17 protein-coding genes are annotated in these 16,889 nt (G+C 67.2%); 7 read left to right on the forward strand and 10 right to left on the reverse strand.

Annotation, left to right across the window (positions count from 1 at the left end):
* The first annotated feature begins 320 nt into the window (after positions 1-320).
* The gene (locus CQ039_RS13975; protein ID WP_105563787.1) at positions 321-1,229 is read left to right on the forward strand and encodes an SDR family NAD(P)-dependent oxidoreductase; all 909 of its coding nucleotides are present in this window, start codon (positions 321-323) and stop codon (positions 1,227-1,229) included.
* 198 nt (positions 1,230-1,427) lie between these two features.
* Positions 1,428-2,630, forward strand: a complete 1,203-nt coding sequence (locus CQ039_RS13980; protein ID WP_105563786.1) for an acetyl-CoA C-acyltransferase — start codon at positions 1,428-1,430, stop codon at positions 2,628-2,630.
* On the opposite strand, the gene CQ039_RS13985 is transcribed toward CQ039_RS13980, so the two are convergent.
* On the reverse strand, positions 2,624-3,331 hold the full coding sequence (locus CQ039_RS13985) for a YafY family protein (RefSeq protein WP_105563785.1): 708 nt from the start codon (positions 3,329-3,331) through the stop codon (positions 2,624-2,626). The two genes, CQ039_RS13980 and CQ039_RS13985, sit on opposite strands and share 7 nt — an antisense overlap.
* Before the next feature lie 108 nt (positions 3,332-3,439).
* On the opposite strand from CQ039_RS13985, the gene CQ039_RS13990 reads away from it, so the two are divergent.
* On the forward strand, positions 3,440-4,051 hold the full coding sequence (locus CQ039_RS13990) for a glutathione S-transferase family protein (RefSeq protein WP_105563784.1): 612 nt from the start codon (positions 3,440-3,442) through the stop codon (positions 4,049-4,051).
* A 6-nt stretch (positions 4,052-4,057) separates the two neighbouring features.
* Here CQ039_RS13990 and CQ039_RS13995 read toward each other — a convergent pair whose 3' ends face one another.
* From CQ039_RS13995 to otsB, 3 genes are read right to left on the reverse strand one after another with little or no spacing between them, the layout of a single operon-like run.
* Positions 4,058-5,470, reverse strand: a complete 1,413-nt coding sequence (locus tag CQ039_RS13995) for a trehalose-6-phosphate synthase (protein WP_105563783.1) — start codon at positions 5,468-5,470, stop codon at positions 4,058-4,060.
* Positions 5,467-7,254: a glycoside hydrolase family 15 protein gene (locus CQ039_RS14000; RefSeq protein WP_105563782.1), complete on the reverse strand. Its 1,788-nt coding sequence runs from the start codon at positions 7,252-7,254 to the stop codon at positions 5,467-5,469. Before CQ039_RS14000 ends, CQ039_RS13995 begins: the two co-directional genes overlap by 4 nt.
* On the reverse strand, positions 7,251-8,015 hold the full coding sequence (otsB, locus tag CQ039_RS14005) for a trehalose-phosphatase (RefSeq protein ID WP_105563781.1): 765 nt from the start codon (positions 8,013-8,015) through the stop codon (positions 7,251-7,253). The genes CQ039_RS14000 and otsB overlap by 4 nt, the downstream gene beginning before the upstream one ends.
* 184 nt (positions 8,016-8,199) lie before the next feature.
* Between otsB and CQ039_RS14010 the strand changes: the two genes are divergently transcribed.
* From CQ039_RS14010 to CQ039_RS14025, 4 genes are read left to right on the forward strand one after another with little or no spacing between them, the layout of a single operon-like run.
* On the forward strand, positions 8,200-9,192 hold the full coding sequence (locus CQ039_RS14010; protein ID WP_105563780.1) for an SIS domain-containing protein: 993 nt from the start codon (positions 8,200-8,202) through the stop codon (positions 9,190-9,192).
* Entirely contained in the window at positions 9,192-10,460 is a 1,269-nt protein-coding gene (locus tag CQ039_RS14015; RefSeq protein ID WP_105563778.1) for a glycosyltransferase family 1 protein, read from the forward strand. Before CQ039_RS14010 ends, CQ039_RS14015 begins: the two co-directional genes overlap by 1 nt.
* A 30-nt stretch (positions 10,461-10,490) precedes the next feature.
* A complete protein-coding gene (locus CQ039_RS14020) occupies positions 10,491-11,636 on the forward strand; it encodes a polysaccharide biosynthesis/export family protein (RefSeq protein WP_105563776.1) in 1,146 nt (381 codons plus the stop codon).
* 3 nt (positions 11,637-11,639) lie between these two features.
* On the forward strand, positions 11,640-12,161 hold the full coding sequence (locus CQ039_RS14025) for a hypothetical protein (protein WP_105563774.1): 522 nt from the start codon (positions 11,640-11,642) through the stop codon (positions 12,159-12,161).
* Here CQ039_RS14025 and CQ039_RS14030 read toward each other — a convergent pair.
* From CQ039_RS14030 to rpmH, 6 genes are all read right to left on the reverse strand, one after another.
* Positions 12,152-13,141, reverse strand: coding sequence for an LLM class flavin-dependent oxidoreductase (locus tag CQ039_RS14030; protein ID WP_105563772.1), 990 nt, complete (start codon positions 13,139-13,141; stop codon positions 12,152-12,154). The two genes, CQ039_RS14025 and CQ039_RS14030, sit on opposite strands and share 10 nt — an antisense overlap.
* Before the next feature lie 60 nt (positions 13,142-13,201).
* Entirely contained in the window at positions 13,202-13,708 is a 507-nt protein-coding gene (locus tag CQ039_RS14035; protein ID WP_105563770.1) for a DUF3617 family protein, read from the reverse strand.
* A 72-nt stretch (positions 13,709-13,780) separates the two neighbouring features.
* Positions 13,781-14,452, reverse strand: coding sequence for a ribosome biogenesis GTP-binding protein YihA/YsxC (gene yihA / locus CQ039_RS14040; RefSeq protein ID WP_105563768.1), 672 nt, complete (start codon positions 14,450-14,452; stop codon positions 13,781-13,783).
* Between the two features lie 4 nt (positions 14,453-14,456).
* Entirely contained in the window at positions 14,457-16,253 is a 1,797-nt protein-coding gene (gene yidC, locus CQ039_RS14045; RefSeq protein ID WP_105563766.1) for a membrane protein insertase YidC, read from the reverse strand.
* 5 nt (positions 16,254-16,258) lie between these two features.
* On the reverse strand, positions 16,259-16,687 hold the full coding sequence (gene rnpA / locus CQ039_RS14050) for a ribonuclease P protein component (RefSeq protein WP_105563764.1): 429 nt from the start codon (positions 16,685-16,687) through the stop codon (positions 16,259-16,261).
* A gap of 33 nt (positions 16,688-16,720) precedes the next feature.
* Positions 16,721-16,855, reverse strand: coding sequence for a 50S ribosomal protein L34 (rpmH, locus tag CQ039_RS14055; RefSeq protein ID WP_003164000.1), 135 nt, complete (start codon positions 16,853-16,855; stop codon positions 16,721-16,723).
* Positions 16,856-16,889 lie beyond the last annotated feature (34 nt).

Genomic DNA, 16,889 nt, shown 5'->3' on the forward strand with positions numbered 1-16,889 from the left:
TTGATGTCGTCGATGATGTGATAGCCGGCGTCGACTGCGCCGTACCAGCCGTCCGGCTCAGCCGAAGCGGCGCCAGCGGCGAACAGTCCGGCCGCAGCGACACTTGCTAGAAGTTTCAGCTTCATTGTGTCCTCACAATTTCAGTTTTCCCAAGGCCGACGCTTTCACGTGACGCTCGGAAGCCGAACGGCACAAGATTGCTCAGGTTCCGTCTTAATAGTCAGGATTGCGGCGGGTGTGGCGCCGCATCAACACAAATGCCCGTTTTTCCCCTCGATCAGGCCTGCTAGGACCATTTTGAAACACAACGGAGACGCGGGATGAGCATTCGGTTCGACGGCCAGGTGGCGATCGTGACGGGCGCGGGCGGCGGTCTGGGCCGCGAACACGCCCTGGCCCTGGCGGCGCGCGGCGCCAAGGTGGTGGTCAACGACCTGGGCGGCGCCCGCGACGGCTCGGGCGGATCGGCCACGGCAGCCGAGGCCGTGGTGGCTGAAATCGAGGCCGCCGGCGGCGAGGCCATGGCCAATGCGGCCTCCGTCACCGACGCCGAAGCGGTCGAGGCCATGGTGGCCGAGGTCATGGCGCGCTGGGGCCGGATCGACATTCTGGTGAACAACGCCGGCATCCTGCGCGACAAGACTTTCGCCAAGATGGACCTGGCCGATTTCCGCCTGGTCATGGACGTCCACCTGATGGGCGCAGTCCACTGCACCAAGGCGGTGTGGGACATCATGCGGGCCCAGAACTATGGCCGCATCGTCATGACCACCTCGTCGTCGGGCCTGTTCGGCAACTTCGGCCAGGCCAACTACGGCGCGGCCAAGATGGCCCTGGTCGGCCTGATGCAGACCCTGGCCATCGAGGGGGCCAAGAACGACATCCGCGTCAACGCCCTGGCCCCGACCGCCCACACCCGCATGACCGAGGATCTCGGCGCCGCCCTGCCCCTTGAGGCTTTGGGCCCGGAGCTGGTTTCGCCCGGCCTGCTCTATCTGGTCAGCCGCGACGCCCCGACCCGCGCCATCCTGGCCGCCGGCGCCGGCGGTTTCGAACGCGCCTATGTCACCCTGACCCAAGGCGACTTCGCCATCGGCCCCGACGCCGCCGAACAGGTCGCCGCCCGCTTCGACGCCATCTCGGACCGCGAGAACGAGATCGTGCCGGACATGGGCGCGGCTCAGGGCATGATCGAACTGACCAAGGCCCAGAAGCATCATGGGTCTTGAAAGGGGGCCTAACGCGCTTCGCGCTACTTGAGGCCAGGACGCACTCGTGACCCCCCATGTTCACTTCTTGCGAAGGCGCCTTGCGTTGACCTGACGTGAGGCGCCTATCCTCTCCTTGTTAGGCAGGAAATGCGCTCATGCAGCGAGCGACCGCGTCGCGAGCGATAGCGCCCTTAAAACAAAGAAGGAGCATCGCAGATGCGTGAAGCCGTCATCGTCTCCACCGCCCGCACCCCGATCGGCCGGGCCTATCGCGGGGCCTTCAACGACACCCAGGCCCAGCAGTTGGGCGCCCACGCGGTGCGCCACGCGGTCGCCCGCGCCGGCGTCGATCCCGCCGAGATTGAAGACGTCATCATGGGCGCGGCCCTGCAACAGGGCTCGACCGGGACGAACGTAGCGCGTCAGGTGGCCCTGGCGGCGGGTCTGCCCTCCTCCGTCCCCGGCATGAGCCTGGACCGCCAGTGCGCCTCGGGCCTGATGGGCATAGCCACGGCGGCCAAGCAGGTCATCTTCGACAGCCAGAAGATGGCGGTCGGCGGCGGGCTGGAGAGCATCTCCCTGGTCCAGAACCAGCACATGAACCTGTATCGAATGAAGGACGAGGCGCTGCTGAAGCTGTCGCCCCACATCTATATGTCGATGCTGGAAACCGCCGAGGTCGTCAGCCGCCGCTACAACATCAGCCGCGACGCCCAGGACGAATACGCCCTGCAATCGCAGCAGCGCACGGCGGCGGCCCAGGCCGCCGGTCATTTCGACGCCGAGATCGTGGCCATGACCACCTCGATGCTGGTGACGGACAAGGCCACCGGCGAGACCACGTCCAAGGAAGTGACCCTGGCCAAGGACGAGGGCAATCGCCCCGACACCACCCTGGAAGGCCTGAAGGCGCTCAAACCCGTCTTCGGCGGCGGCGAGGAAATCCAGCAAGGCGAGTTCATCACCGCCGGCAACGCCTCGCAGTTGTCGGACGGGGCCTCGGCCTGCGTCATCATGGAGGCGGGCGAGGCGGTGAAACGCAACCTTCAGCCGCTCGGCGCCTATCGCGGCATGGCCGTGGCCGGCTGCGAGCCCGACGAGATGGGCATCGGCCCGGTCTTCGCCGTGCCCAAGCTGCTGAAGCGTCACGGCCTGACCATCGACGACATCGGCATCTGGGAGCTGAACGAGGCCTTCGCGACCCAGGTCCTCTATTGCCGCGACACCCTGGGCATTCCCAACGACCGGCTGAACGTCTCGGGCGGCGCCGTGTCCATCGGCCACCCCTACGGCATGTCGGGCGCGCGGATGACCGGCCACGTCCTGATCGAAGGCAAGCGGCGCGGGGCCAAGTACGGCGTCGTCACCATGTGCATCGGCGGCGGCATGGGGGCCGCCGGCCTGTTCGAAATCTACTGAGGCCCGCACTCGGCGGCCCGTCGCGCCTCCATCGCTGCGAACCAGCGCTGGCGCAGGATGGCGGGCCGACCGGGATAGCGGTCGTCCAGAAACTCCGCATCGACCACCCGGTCGGCGCGGAAGCTGCGGAAGTCCTCGCGCGTCTCGCACCAGGCGATCAGCAGACGCGCCCTTTCATGATAGCCGATCAGGCAGGGCCAGATGATCCGCGTCGTCTCGCGCCCCTGCTCGTCGGCGTAATAGAGCCGCAACTTGCGCCCGGCGTGGATCCAGGCGCGCACCCGCGCCAGGTCCACGGTTTCCATCTTCGGCTCCCAGGGCGGGGGCGTGGCCACGGCGGGCTCCAGCACCACCGGCCGCAGGCGTTCCGGCACGATGGCGGCGATCTTGGCGGTCAGGTCGCGCGCGGCCCGCGCCAGGGCAGGATCGCCCCTCGCCGCCACCCACTGCGCCCCCAGCACCGCCGCCTCGATCTCGTCCGAGGTCAGCATCAGCGGCGGCAGGTCGAACCCGCCGTCCAGCACATAGCCCAGCCCCGCCTCGCCCCGGATCGGCACCCGCTGGCCCAGCAGGGCGGCGATGTCGCGATAGATGGTCCGTTTGGACGTCTCCAGCTCGGCCGCGATGGCGTCGGCCGTCACCGGACGCGAGGCCCGGCGCAGCACCTGGATGATCTGGAACAGTCGGTCGGCGCGTCTCATGTCCCCACCCTCGCCGAAGACTGCTGACAGCATGGTGGCAGCAGGGTGGCAGTAGTCAAGTCGGACCGCCGCCGACGCTCCGTCGCGGCGTATCTGGGAGGATTATCGATGTTGACCCTGTTCCACGCCCCCTGGTCCCGTTCCTCGCGCCTGGTCTGGCTGGTCGAGGAACTGGGGGCCGATTGCCGCATCGACTATTGCGACATCCGCCGCATGGACGGCACGGGCGCCGCCGATCCGAAGAACCCCCATCCCGACGGCAAGGTCCCGGCCCTGCTGCACGACGGCGCCCTGATCACGGAATCGGCGGCGGTCGCCCTCTACCTGACCGGGTTGCATCCCGAGGCGGGCCTGGGCTTTCCGCCCGGCGCGCCGGAACGTGGGCCGCTGCTGACCTGGCTATTCTGGGGAACCGGCGAGTTCGAGCCCTCCTTGTGGAACAAGGTCACGGGTGTTGTGGACGCCGACGCCCACGCCAAGGCCCGCTACGACGCCGCTGTCACCCGCCTGCTGGAGGCCTTGTGGGAAGGCCCGTGGCTGATGGGCGACCGCTTCACCGTGGCCGACGTCCTGATCGGCAGCACAGTGGCCTGGGCGCGTGAGCACCTACCCGAAAGCCCGGTGCTGGACGCCTATGTCGAGCGGCTGGCGGCGCGGCCCGCCCACGCGCGCGCCATCGCCCGCGACGGCGCCCCGCCGCAGTATGCCCAGGCCAGCTAGGCCCGATCAGACCGCGTCGGCGACCACCTCGTCGTCGGCGCGGATCGCGACCTTCCTGAGCGCGCCGACATAGCTGTCGCGCCAGACGCCCACGTCGGTGTCGCGCACCACCTGCATCAGAGCCTCCCACTTTCGGATGCGCTCCTTCAGCGGCATGGTCAGGGCCTTCTTGATCGCTTCCGACAACTCCTCGCGGCTAAAGGGATTGACCAGCAGGGCCTCGCCCATCTGCTCGGCGGCGCCGGCGAAGCGCGACAGGATCAGCACACCCGGATCCTCGGGGTTCTGGGCCGCGACATACTCCTTGGCCACCAGGTTCATGCCGTCGCGCAGGGGCGTGACCAGTCCGACCTTGGCCGCACGATAAAGGCCCGCCAACTGGTCCCGGCGGAAGGTGCGGTTCAAATAGCGGATCGGCTGCCAGTCCATGTCGGCATAGGCGCCGTTGATGCGCCCGGCCAGGGCGTCCAGCCGCCCGCGAATGTCCTGATAGGTATCCACGTCGTCGCGAGAGATGGGCGTCACCTGCAGCAAGAAAACCTCGCCGCGCATGGCGGGGTTGTCCTCAAGGAACTGCTCGAAGCCCAGCAGCCGCTGCTCCAGACCCTTGGAGTAGTCCAGCCGATCCACGCCGACGATCATCGAGCGGAACGCCGCCGAGGCCGCCATCCGGTCATAGGTCTTGCCGCCCAGCACCGAGTCGCGCGCGGCCAGAAAGCCCTCCACGTCGATGCCGATGGGGAAGACCCCGCCCTGGACCCGGCGGCCAAAGGCCTCGATCACATGGTCGGGCGACACCCGCCCCCGCGCCTCGACCTCGACGTAACGCTCGAACAGGCCGAGCCATTCCTGGGTGTGGAAGCCGATCAGGTCGAAATAGAACATCGACTCCACCAGCCGCCGATGATGCGGCAGGGTGACCAGCAACTGCCGCGCCGGCCAGGGCGTGTGCAGGAAGAAGCCGATCTTGTTCTTCACCCCCAGACGGCGCAGGTCCCGCGCCATCGGGATCATGTGATAGTCGTGGATCCAGATGATGTCGTCGGGCTGGATCAGCGGCTGCAGCACCTCGGCGAAACGGCGATTGGTGCGCTCATAGCCCTCGCCGTAGGACCGTTCATAGGCCGTCAGATCGACCCGGTGATGGAACAGGGGCCACAGGGTCTTGTTGGCGTAGCCGTTGTAATATTCGTCGACGTCCTGCGGCTCCAGATCGACGGTGGCGACGGTGACGCCGGCTCGGTCCTCGATGTTCAACTCGCCGGTGAACTGCTCGATCGTCTCGCCGGACCAGCCGAACCACAGGCCGTCGTATTTGCGCAGCGCCGCCGACAGGGCCATGGCCAGGCCGCCGACCGATCCCGAGGCCGGGTCCTTGGGCGCCGAGACGCGGTTGGAGACAACGATCAACCGGCTCATCGGGCGTCCGTCCACGAGCGACTGAGCAGAACCGCGCAGTTGATGATCCCGACCAGGGAATAGGTCTGCGGGTAGTTGCCCCACAGCTCGCCGTCCTGAAGCGCGATGTCCTCGCTGAGCAGGCCCGCATGGGTGCGCCGGCTCAGCATCTCGTCGAAAATGACCCGCGCCTCCTCGGTCCGGCCGTTCAGATGCAGGGCCTCGATGAACCAGAAGGTGCAGAAGTTGAAGGCCGTCTCCGGTTCGCCGAAGTCGTCGGGATGGATATAGCGGAACAGATAGGGGCCGCGCTTCAGGTCGCGCTCGACGGCCTCGAAGGTCCTGACCTGACGCGGATCGCGGGCGTCGAGGAAGCCCAGGTCGGTCATCTGCAACAGAGAGGCGTCCAGCTCGGTTCCGCCGAAGCTGGCGGCGAACCGGCCCTCGTCCGGCAGATAGGCCTCGGCCTCGATCCGCGCCCGGATCAGGCGCGCCCGCTCGTCCCACAGCTCGCCGCGTTCAGCGAGCCCCAGATGCCGCGCCGCCTTGGCCAACCGGTCACAGGCGGCCCAGCACATGACCGAGGAATAGGTGTGAACCCGCGCGATGGTGCGAAACTCCCACAAACCCGCATCTGTCTGATCGTGCATGGAGAAGGCGCGGTCGCCGACCTTTTCCAGGGCGTGGAAGTCGTCAATCGTGCCGGGCCGCAGCATCCGCTCGTCGAAGAAGGCCTGGACCAGGGGGAGGACGATCTGCCCATAGACGTCGTGCTGCAGATGCTCGTGCGCCTGATTGCCGACGCGGACCGGCTTCATGCCGCGATAGCCCTCGACGCTGTCGACCACCCGCTCGCCGATGTCCGCCTCCAGCCCCACGCCATAGACGGGTTGAACATGCCCGCCCTTGGCGTCATCCACCAGATTGCGCAGGTAGCCGAGGTAGTTCTCGAGGATGTCCACCGCGCCCAGCCGGTTCAGCGCCCGCACCGTATAATAGGCGTCACGCACCCAGCAGAAACGATAGTCCCAGTTGCGCCCGCTCTCGGGGAACTCGGGCACCGAGGTGGTCATGGCGGCCACGATGGCGCCCGTCTCTTCATAGACGCAGAGCTTCAGGGTGATGGCGGCGCGGATCACCGCCTCCTGCCAGTCGAGCGGCACATAGAGGGTCCGCGTCCACAGCTTCCAGTGCTGGATGGTCTGGTCCAGGGCCGCCGAGACGCCTGCCGCAACCGACTGATCATAGCCCTCGTCCGGGCCAAGGAAGAAGGCCAACTCGCCTTCCAGCCGGAAGGTGCGCTCGTTCTGGACATGGGTGACGGGGCAGTTGGTCGTCAGGCGCAGCGTCAGGTCGGTGCACAGATAGCGGATGTGGTTGGAGCCCGAGGTCTGCTGGGCCCGGCGCGCGCCCCAGTCCGCCGAGGGCCGCAGCCGCACGGTGATGCGCGGCGCCCCCGACAGCGGCCGCACCACCCGCGCGAAGGCGATCGGGCGATAGATGCGCGAGTGCTTCAGGTGGCGCGGCGCAAAGTCGAGAATCTCGACCGAGGCCCCACGTTCGTCGGTCATCACCGTGCGCAGGACGGCGGTGTTGCGCACATAGGCCTGCTCGATCGAGACCATGTCCGTCAGTTCGATGGCCCAGAAGCCGTGTTCGGGATCATCGCCGTCCATCAAGGCGGAAAAGACCGGGTCGCCGTCCACGCGGGGCGCGCAGGCCCAGACGAAGCGGCCCGACCGGTCGATCAGGGCGCTGACCGAGCAGTTGCCGATGGGGGCGAGGTCGAGGTTGGGGCGGCTCATGCGGCGCCTCCTTCAATCTGATCCAGCCAGTCGAGAACGGCGGCGACGTTTTCCAGCCGATAGCGGGCCGCCGTCGAACGCTCGGGACCGACCAAGACGCCGAACCCGCCCAGGGCCTCGGCCGCCTCGAAACCATGCTCGTCGGTCAGGTCGTCGCCGACCATGATGGGGACCGCGCCGATGAACGGCGCCTCGGCCATGAAGGCGCTCAGGGCCGCGCCCTTGTCCGTGCCGGGGGTCTTCAGCTCCAGCACCATGGAGCCCGGCTGAAGGGCCAGTCCGGTTTCCTGCGCCAGCGCCGCCGCCAAGGCCAGGGCCTCGGCAGACACGCCGGGCGCCTGGCGGTAGTGCAGGCCGGCCGCCAGGGTCTTGTCCTCGACGATCACCCCCGGCCGGTCAGCGGCGAAAGCGTCGAAGGCGGCGACTGCGCGCCGCACGGCGGGATCGGGGGCGCGGTTGGCGAAGGTGCCGTCGCCGCGTCGTCTTTGCAGGCCGTGCACGCCCGAGGCGGCACGCGCGGCGCCGTCGCTGATCCGGTCGATTTCGCCCAGGGTCCGCCCGCTGACGATGGCGACGCGCCCGTCCAGCCGATCCGTCAGCCGCCTCAGCACCTCGGTCCGGCGTGCATCCGGCCCTACCGCGTCCGGCGTCGGCGCCAAGGGCACCAGCACACCGTCCAGATCCAGGAACAGGGCGGGCTTTTGCAGGACGGCGGGCGGTTCGGGCAGGCGTGAGGCGATCGCCCCGGATGCAGACAGCATAAGGTCCGGACTCGTTTCTTGGCTGTTGTCGAGACTGGTCTCAACGCGCAACGACCGGGATGGTTGTCGCCGCAGGTGACAATTCCGCCGCACCCTCGCCATTGTGCGAACAATCCAGATGGGGCAATTCGCGGATGCGCCACGAAGAACCGCCGCAGCGGTCCGGTGTTTCAGGAGCCTGCCCATGCCCAACACGCTTCACTCGTCGCCCGAGCAGATCGCCACGATGACGGACCGAGCGCGCGAGGTCGTGCGTCTGAACATCGAGGCCCTGGAGGCGCTGGAGCGCTCCATCGACGTCTCAATCGCCCGCGCCTGCGACATCATCCTGTCGCGCCCCGGCTATCTGGTCGTGACCGGCATGGGCAAGTCGGGCCACATCGGCGGCAAGATCGCCGCCACCCTGGCCTCGACCGGCACCAACTCCTTCTTCGTCCACCCGGCGGAGATGAGCCACGGCGACCTGGGGATGCTGCGCCCCGACACCACGCTTCTGGCGATCTCCAACTCGGGCGAGAGCCGCGAACTGCGCGATCCCCTGCTCTACTGCCAGCGCAACGACATCCCGGTCATCGGCATCACCCAGCGCGCCGGCAGCTTCCTCGGTCGCCACTCGGCCGTCAGCCTGACCATGCCCAAGGTGGCCGAGGCCTGCCCCAACGGCCTGGCGCCGACCACTTCGACCCTGATGACCCTGGCCATCGGCGACGCCCTGGCCATGGTGCTGATGGACCGTCGCGGCTTCACGCGGGAGGACTTCGGTCTGCACCACCCTGGCGGCGCTCTGGGCATGAGCCTGCAGAGCGTGCGTGAATGGATGGGCGACAACGCCGCCACCCCCGCCAGCGTGCCGATGGACGCCAGCTTCAGCGACGTGGTTTCAGCCGTCAGCGCCGGTCGCAAGGGCGCGGTCGCCGTGCTGCATGCTGATGGGTCTCTCGCCGGCATGATCACCGACGGCGACATCCGTCGGGCCTTCTCCAGCGACTTCGCCGCCCTCCGCGCCGAAGACATCATGAGCCGAACCCCCATCACCGTAGACCCGGACGCGCGGATGAGCGACGTGGTCGACCTGCTGAGCGCCAACAAGATCGCCAACCTGTTCGTGGTCGAGAACGACCGCCCGGTCGCCATCATCCACATCGCCGAGCTGATGCAGGCCGGCTACGTCTCCTGATGACCCAGGACGTCCTCTTCGACGCCAGCCGTCTGCTGAGCCGCACCGACCGCAGCGCGCCGACGGGCGTGGACCGCGTCTGCCTGGCCTATGCGGAATGGCTGGTTGATCATCCCGACTATCGCATGGTGCCAGTCCGGTCACGGCACGATCAACTGGCCATGGTCGATGACGCCTGGTTCCGCGACTGCATCGTCGACCTGCGCCGACGCTGGTCCGGCCAGTCGACCAGCCGGGCGCTGAACGAAGCCGAGCGCCGTCTGTTCGCCGCTCTTCAAGCCGATCGGCCGACGGCCTCGGTCATGAGCGAGGCGCCCGACCCCGATCAGCCGAAACGCAAGAAGGCCCGCGCCTGGAAGCAGTATTTCCGCGCCAAGCGCGTCGCCGCGCCGCCGCCCGCCCGCCTCTATTTCAATGTCGGGCACACCAGCCTGAACACCCCCGAAATCCTCGCCGGACTGGGCGCGCAGGGAATTGATCGCGTGGTCATGCTGCATGACCTGATCCCCATCACTCATCCGGAATTCTGTCGCCCCGGAGACGGGGCCAAGCATCGCAGGCGCGTCATCACGGCCCTACGACATGCCTCCCGGATCGTCGTCAATTCCCGCTACACCGCCCATGAGCTGCAGGCCTTCGCCGAACGCGAGCACCTGCCGGCGCCGCCGGTCGAGGTCGCCCACCTCGGGCTGGAACCGATCTTCCTGACACCCGAACCAACCGCCATCCGCCACCCCTACTTCGTTCATGTCGGGACGATCGAAGCGCGCAAGAATCTGGCCTTCCTGCTCACCATCTGGCGCCGGCTTCAGGAGCGCATGGGTGAACAGGCCCCTCGTCTGGTGCTGATCGGTCGCTATGGGTGGGAGAACGAGGCGGTGCTGGACCACCTGCAACGCTCGCCCAACCTCCAAGGCCTGGTGCATCAGGCGGAAAATCTGCCGGACACGGCCCTCGCCGCCCTGATGCAAGGCGCCCAGGCCGTGCTGGCGCCATCCTCGGTTGAAGGATTCGATCTTCCCGCCGTAGAGGCCTGCGCCCTGGGCGTGCCGTTGATCGCTTCAGACATTCCGGCGCACCGCGAGTTGGTGCCCCAGGCCACCCTGATCGACCCTCTGGACGGCCTCGGCTGGCTGGAAGCTCTGGAGGCGGCGACCCGGCATCGTCCAGTCGCACCGGCCTACTCCGCGCCGACCTGGCAAGGTCATTTCCGGTCCATCGAGGATCATCTGATGCTTCCACTGGCGGCGAGCGCCGTAGCCGGGTAAGCATTCAGCGATAACTGAAGCAGAGCTGCAATGACCCGTACCGCCGCCAGTCTGATGATCGTCGCTCTTCTTGCCGGCTGCTCGACGCTACCGCGCGACGGGCCGTCCGGAGCCGCGGTCGTCAAGCACGCCAGCAACCCTGAACGTCAGGGCGACTACGCCATCGTGGACCTGGATTTCGCCACGAGCGAACGTCTGAAGGCCGCGCCCGCCCAGTCGTTCAGCACCCTGGCCCTGGCGTCCAGCGAAGCGCCGACCGACATCATCGGCGTCGGCGACACCCTGGTGGTCAGCATCTTCGAACCCAGCGGCTCCTTGTTCGGCGTCAGCGGGGGCAGCAGCATGCAGGGAGGAAACCAGTCTCTTCCTCCGCTGGTGGTGGACCGCAATGGCGCCATCCCCGTGCCGTTCGCCGGATCGGTCGCTGTCCAGGGCCTGACGCCGGCCCAGGCGTCCGCCGCCGTCCGTCGCGCACTGATCGGCAAGGTCGGCAACCCCCAGGTCATCGTCACCACGGCTGGCAACACCTCCAACGCCGTCACGGTGTTGGGCGAGGTGCGCAACCCCGGTCGCCAACCCCTTTCCGCCAATCACGATCGTATTCTTGACGTCATCGCAGCGGCCGGAGGCTCATCGCGGTCCGTCTATGACGTCAATGTCCGCATCCAGCGGGGCGGACAGACCTATACCGCCCCCATGTCGATCGTGACGACCGAGTTCAACGAGAACGTCCGTCTGCAGCGTGGTGATCAGATCAATCTGGTCTATCAACCCCGCCGCTTCAGTTCCTTCGGCGCCTTCAACGCTGTGCGACGTTCCGAACTGCCGGCCGGCCCCCTGACCTTGGCCGAGGCGCTCAGCGGCGTCGGCGGCCTGGATTCCAACCTGGCCGACGCCAAGTCGGTCCTGGTTTTCCGTTTTGAGCGTCCCGAAGTGGCCCAGGCTCTCGGCATCCAGCAGACCGCCACGCCGCGCGGCGTGCCGGTGGTCTATCGCCTGAACCTCCGCGAAGGCTCGGGCTTCTTCATCGCCAGCAATTTCCAGATCGCGCCCGACGACATCATCTATGCGCCGCGCTCCGGCGCCGCCGAGGCGCGCAAGTTCTTCGAGTTCGTACAGAGCGTCACGCGCGTGATCTATGATGTCTCGGTCACCAGCGCGATCAACGTCGATTAAACCATGTTTGGCCGCTTCGGACGTCGCCGCATCGAGCTTTCCGCAGAAGCCTCGACCAGCGAGCGGCCCGAGGCGGCCGATCCAACGGACGATCTGATCTCGCTGCTCCAAACCATCGAGGCGGCGGCGGCCCAGATCTATGAACGTCACGGCCTGCCCCAACGCCCCGGCCACTACCGGCGCCCCGCCGATGGCGGCGCCTGGCAGTTGCTGGGGGACGCCCTGACCCCGGCCGAGAAATGGACTCTGGTCGGCGCAGCCGATGGCGAACGCTGGCGCTACGCCGCCTATGAGGCCTTGGGCGCGCATTCCGACATCCCCGCCGTACGTCAGGCCTCAGCGCTTCTGGCGGCCTGCCAAGGCCTGCGCCAACGCCTGGCCGACCGTGTCGTCATTTCACCCCAGGATCTGGCCGATTCCATCCGTCTGGGCGAGGCCTGGCGCCGTCTGGCCGAGGATGTCAGCTACGACCACCTCGGCCCTCTTCACTTCCTTCCGCCCGGCGAAGGCGAGCCTCAGGCCTGACCGACCGCTTGAGCCAAAAGCTCAATTGAACGCACCCGCGCCGCCGGGTCCCAGATCTGGCTGGTGACCATCAGTTCGTCGGCGCCGGTCCGGGCGATGAAGGCCTCCGTCTGAGCGCGCACGGTCTCGGGCGAACCGACAGCGGAACAGGCCAGGGCGGCGTCGATCATGCCGCGCGCGGCGCCGTCCAGACGCTCGTAATAGCCCTCGACCGGCGCCGGCAGCTTGCCTGGGTGTCCGGTTCTCAGGTTGACGAAGGCCTGCTGGACCGAGGTGAACAGCAGGCGCGCCGCCTCGTCCGTCTCAGCGGCGAAGGCGTTGTAGCCCAGCATGGCGTAGGGCTTGTCCAGATGCTCGGAGGGCCGGAAGGTCCGGCGATAGACGTCCAACGCCCGCATCATCTCGCCGGGCGCGAAATGGCTGGCGAAGGCGTAGGGCAGGCCCAGATGGGCCGCCAGTTGCGCCCCATAGGTCGAGGACCCCAGAATCCAGATCGGCACGGCCTGGCCCTCGCCGGGATTGGCGATGATGCGCTGATCGGGGCCGGCCGGTGCGAACCACTGCATCAGTTCCATCACGTCCTGCGGGAAGGCGTCCACGTCGCCTTGCAGCGTGCGGCGCAGGGCCCGCGCCGTCGCCTGATCCGAGCCGGGCGCCCGGCCCAGGCCCAGGTCGATACGGCCGGGATGCAGGGCGTTCAAGGTGCCGAACTGCTCGGCGATCACCAGGGGGGCGTGGTTGGGCAGCATGACGCCGCCCGCGCCGACGCGGATGGTCTTGGTCGCCGCCGCCACCGCGCCGATGACGACCGAGGTCGCAGCGCTGGCGATGCCCGGCATGTTGTGATGCTCGGCCAGCCAGAAGCGCTTGTAGCCCAGCCGCTCGGCGTGGCGGGCCAGGTCGAGGGTGTTTGCCAGCGACTGCGAGACATCCGAGCCTTCCGGCACCGGGGCGAGGTCGAGAATTGAAAGCGGGATCATCCGACCGATATGGGGCCGCTTTTCAGCGGCGCCATACCGGCCGAAACGATAGCGGCGTTCTCAGGTCGCCGGGCAGTCGCCGATGCGCTCGGCCGTCATGGTCATCTTGGTCTGGGCCATCTGCGGCGTGGGCGGCGGGGTCAGCTTGGTGGTCACCTCGGTGACGTAGCGGCTGTTGAAGTCCCCGGTCACGCGAATGGTCGAGTCCATCTTCATATTGCCCGGCAGGGTGCATGTTGTGGCGGCGACCATGGCGTCGCCCTGACGAGCGAAGGCCTGGGTGGTGCAGTCGGCGCCCGCCTGCTGCGTGTTCGCCGGCGGCTCCAGCTTGGCCTCGGTGACGCAGACCTCCTGCGTGGGGATGGCGGCGCCGCCGGGTGCCCCTTCCATGGCGGTCGTGACCCGCCACAGGCCGGGCCGGGGCGCGTCCAGCGCGGCCTCGACCGAAGTGGGGACGTTCTTGGCCCCCTCGCCCCCGGCCGCTTCGGTCTTGCTGTTATTGTTTCCGCAGGCCGACAGACCCAGCAGGCAGGCGACGGCGACGCCGCCGATCATGACTGAACGCATGGAGCGCTCCCCTCTCGTTGAAACCGAGGGGTCAACGCCGCTCAAGCGTTGCGGTTCACCCGCGCGCGGCGTTTAGGCTAGGTCGACGCCCGTGGTGCGCATGATCTCGGCGCGCAGTTCAGGAATGCCGAAGCCCTTTTCCGATGAGGTGACCAGCACCGCCGGATAGGCGGCTGGACGCTTGGAGATGGCCTTCAGCGTCGCCGCCTGGACCTTCTCAGCCTCGCCCTTCTTCAGCTTGTCGGCCTTGGTCAGGACGATCTGATAGCTGACGGCGGCCAGGTCCAGGGCGTCCAGAGCCTCGTCGTCGACCTTCTTGAGGCCATGACGGGCGTCGATCAGCAGATAGACCCGTTTCAGCGTCACCCGGCCGCGCAGATAGTCGCGGCCCAGGTCCTGGAACTTCTTGACCGTGGTCTTGGACGCCTTGGCCCAACCGTAGCCGGGCAGGTCGACCAGGCGCAGCCGACCGTCAAGATCGAAGAAGTTGACCTCGCGCGTGCGGCCCGGCTCGTTCGAGGCCCGCGCCAGCTTGTGCATCCCAACCAGGGCGTTGATCAGGCTGGACTTGCCGACATTCGAGCGGCCCGCGAACGAGATTTCCGGCAGGTCGGGATCGGGCAACTGCTCGATCTTGGCGCAGCCCAGGACGAAGGTCGCCGGGCGCGAAAACAGCACACGCGCCGCCTCGATCTCGGCGTCCGAATATTCTCCAACCTTGGGCTCGTCCGACGGTTGATCCAAAGGGTCAGGCCTTTTTGAAGCGAGCGAAGAAGGTGTCGATCGGGTTCTCGGCCTTGAAGCGGTGCATGATGACATACTGCTGCGCGATCGAGAGGATGTTGTTCCAGGCCCAGTAGATCAGCAGGCCGGCCGCGAACGGGGCCATGATGAAGGTGAAGATGAAGGGCAGGAAGGCGAAGATCTGACGCTGCATCGGGTCCTGGGCCGGCGGGTTCATCGACTGCTGCAGCCACATGGTCAGACCATAGACGATCGGCAGGACGCCGAGGTGCAGCGGGCCGTTCAGCAGGCTGCCGACCAGCGGCAGGGTCGCCGGGTCCCACGGAATGGCGCCGAACAGGTTCCAGATCGTCGACGGATCGCGCGCCGACAGGTCGCGAATCCAGCCGAAGAAGGGCGCGTGGCGCATTTCGATGGTGACGAACAGCACCTTGTAGAGGGCGTAGAAGACCGGAATCTGCACGACGATGGGCAGGCAGCCCGCCAGCGGATTGATCTTCTCCCGCTGATACAGGGCCATCGTCTCCTGCTGCTGCTTCTGCGGGTCGTCCTTAAATTTCTTTTTGATCTCCTCCATCTTGGGCTGGAGGGTCCGCATCTTGGACAGGCTCTCGTAGGACTTGTTGGCCAGCGGGAACATGATCAGCTTGACCACGACGGTCAGGGCCAGGATGGCCAGGCCGAAGTTGCCCAGAACGCCATAGAAGAATTCCACGATCATGAAGATCGGGCGCGTCAGGAAGAAGAGGTGGCCCCAGTCGATGGCGTAGACGAAGCGCGGCAGGTCCAGGCTCTTTTCATAGCCGGCCAGGATTTCGTTGCGCTTGGCGCCGGCGAACAGACGCTGGGTCTCTTCGATCTGGCGACCCGGCTGGATGGTGCGGGTCGCGCCCAGCATGGCGGCTTCGTGCACGTTCAGACCGTCGGGATCGCGAACGGCGAAGCGGCCCTCGATGGCTTCCTTCTGGTCCGGGATGAGGGCGGCCATCCAGTATTTGTCGGTGATGCCCAGCCAGCCGCCGGTCGACTGATTTTCAATGCGCGGCTTCTTGGCCCAGTCCTTGTACTTGACCTGTTCCGTGGTGAACTTGCCGTTGGCGCCGAAGGTGCCGATGGCGCCTTCGTGCAGGATCATCTGCTTGCCCAGATCGGTCGGCACGCCCTGGCGCTCGACGCGGCCATAGGGGGCGATAGTGATCGGCTGGCCGCTCAGGTTGGCGACGGTGTCGGTGACGGTGAAGACATACTGGGCGTCGATGGCGATGACGCGCGTGAAGCGCAGGCCGGCGCCATTGTCCCAGGTCAGCTCGACCGGGGTGGTCGGGGTCAGGCTTGCGCCCTTGGTCAGGCTCCAGACCGTGTTCGGGCCGGGAACGCCGCCGGGGACATTGGGGCCGCTCCAGCCGAACTGGGCGAAGTAGGCGTGCTCCATGCCCTGCGGACGGAACAGCTCGACCGGCGGAGAATTCTTGTCGAGCGTCTCTTTGTAGTCGGTCAGGTAGAGGTCATCGATGCGCGCGCCCTGCAGCGACAGCGAGCCCTTCAGGGTGGCGGTCTGGATCGGCACGCGGGCCGCCGTGCCCAGGGCCTGAGCGCGGTCAGAGACAAAGGCGGCCGGAGCGGCGGAGCCCGAAGTCAGACCGGCGTCGGTCGCCGTGGCGGCTTTCGCCTCGGCCGCAGCGACCTGTTGCTGGCGGCGCATCTCGGCCTGCGGGCGCATCACCATGAAGTAGTACACGCCCATGATCAGGGCCGCGCACACGAAGAAGATGATGGTGTTGCGCGAATTCTCGTTCTGCATCGGGGTCAGCGGTCCTGGCCGGAGGGGCGCGAATCGTCAGAGGCGCGGGCGGGCGATTTCGCCGCATCTCCCATATCGGGAGCCGCACGCGGGGTTGCGAGCCTTGTAAGGGCCGATTTCACATCGTCAAGCAAACGGTCCCAGTCGCGGTCCGCCGTGCCCATGCGGGCGATGAACACATAGTCGCAGCCCGGACGCCCGTGCAGGGGCGCCAGCAGGCGTGCGGCCTCGCGCAGGCGGCGTTTGCAGCGGTTGCGCACCACGGCTCCGCCCACCTTGCGGGTGGCGGTGAATCCCAGGCGGATCGCGGTCTGTCCGTCCTGACGGTCCAGTTGCTGGACCACCACGGCGCCGCGGGCCTGAGAAACACCTTTGGCGGCCGCCAGAAACTGGGGCCGCCGTGTCAGGCGATCGATTTTCATCGGATCGGTCATGCGCCCGCCCTGAAGGGTAATGGGCGCGTGACGTTAGGCCGTCAGGCGCTTGCGGCCTTTTGCGCGGCGACGCGCAACAATCTTTTGACCGTTCTTGGTGGCCATCCGCGAACGGAAGCCGTGACGGCGCTTGCGCACGAGTCGCGACGGCTGATAGGTCCGCTTCACGTTCGGCTCCAGGGCTACAGGGTTGCACAACGGA

The sequence above is a fragment of the Brevundimonas sp. MYb52 genome (genome assembly GCF_002979535.1).
Lineage (GTDB): Bacteria > Pseudomonadota > Alphaproteobacteria > Caulobacterales > Caulobacteraceae > Brevundimonas.

Bases quoted from the DNA above. Each gene is read 5' to 3' on its own strand.
- CQ039_RS13975 (WP_105563787.1), top strand. From the start codon at position 321: ATGAGCATTCGGTTCGACGGCCAGGTGGCGATCGTGACGGGCGCGGGC.
- CQ039_RS13980 (WP_105563786.1), top strand. From the start codon at position 1,428: ATGCGTGAAGCCGTCATCGTCTCCACCGCCCGCACCCCGATCGGCCGG.
- CQ039_RS13985 (WP_105563785.1), bottom strand. From the start codon at position 3,331: ATGAGACGCGCCGACCGACTGTTCCAGATCATCCAGGTGCTGCGCCGG.
- CQ039_RS13990 (WP_105563784.1), top strand. From the start codon at position 3,440: ATGTTGACCCTGTTCCACGCCCCCTGGTCCCGTTCCTCGCGCCTGGTC.
- CQ039_RS13995 (WP_105563783.1), bottom strand. From the start codon at position 5,470: ATGAGCCGGTTGATCGTTGTCTCCAACCGCGTCTCGGCGCCCAAGGAC.
- CQ039_RS14000 (WP_105563782.1), bottom strand. From the start codon at position 7,254: ATGAGCCGCCCCAACCTCGACCTCGCCCCCATCGGCAACTGCTCGGTC.
- otsB (WP_105563781.1), bottom strand. From the start codon at position 8,015: ATGCTGTCTGCATCCGGGGCGATCGCCTCACGCCTGCCCGAACCGCCC.
- CQ039_RS14010 (WP_105563780.1), top strand. From the start codon at position 8,200: ATGCCCAACACGCTTCACTCGTCGCCCGAGCAGATCGCCACGATGACG.
- CQ039_RS14015 (WP_105563778.1), top strand. From the start codon at position 9,192: ATGACCCAGGACGTCCTCTTCGACGCCAGCCGTCTGCTGAGCCGCACC.
- CQ039_RS14020 (WP_105563776.1), top strand. From the start codon at position 10,491: ATGACCCGTACCGCCGCCAGTCTGATGATCGTCGCTCTTCTTGCCGGC.
- CQ039_RS14025 (WP_105563774.1), top strand. From the start codon at position 11,640: ATGTTTGGCCGCTTCGGACGTCGCCGCATCGAGCTTTCCGCAGAAGCC.
- CQ039_RS14030 (WP_105563772.1), bottom strand. From the start codon at position 13,141: ATGATCCCGCTTTCAATTCTCGACCTCGCCCCGGTGCCGGAAGGCTCG.
- CQ039_RS14035 (WP_105563770.1), bottom strand. From the start codon at position 13,708: ATGCGTTCAGTCATGATCGGCGGCGTCGCCGTCGCCTGCCTGCTGGGT.
- yidC (WP_105563766.1), bottom strand. From the start codon at position 16,253: ATGCAGAACGAGAATTCGCGCAACACCATCATCTTCTTCGTGTGCGCG.
- rnpA (WP_105563764.1), bottom strand. From the start codon at position 16,687: ATGACCGATCCGATGAAAATCGATCGCCTGACACGGCGGCCCCAGTTT.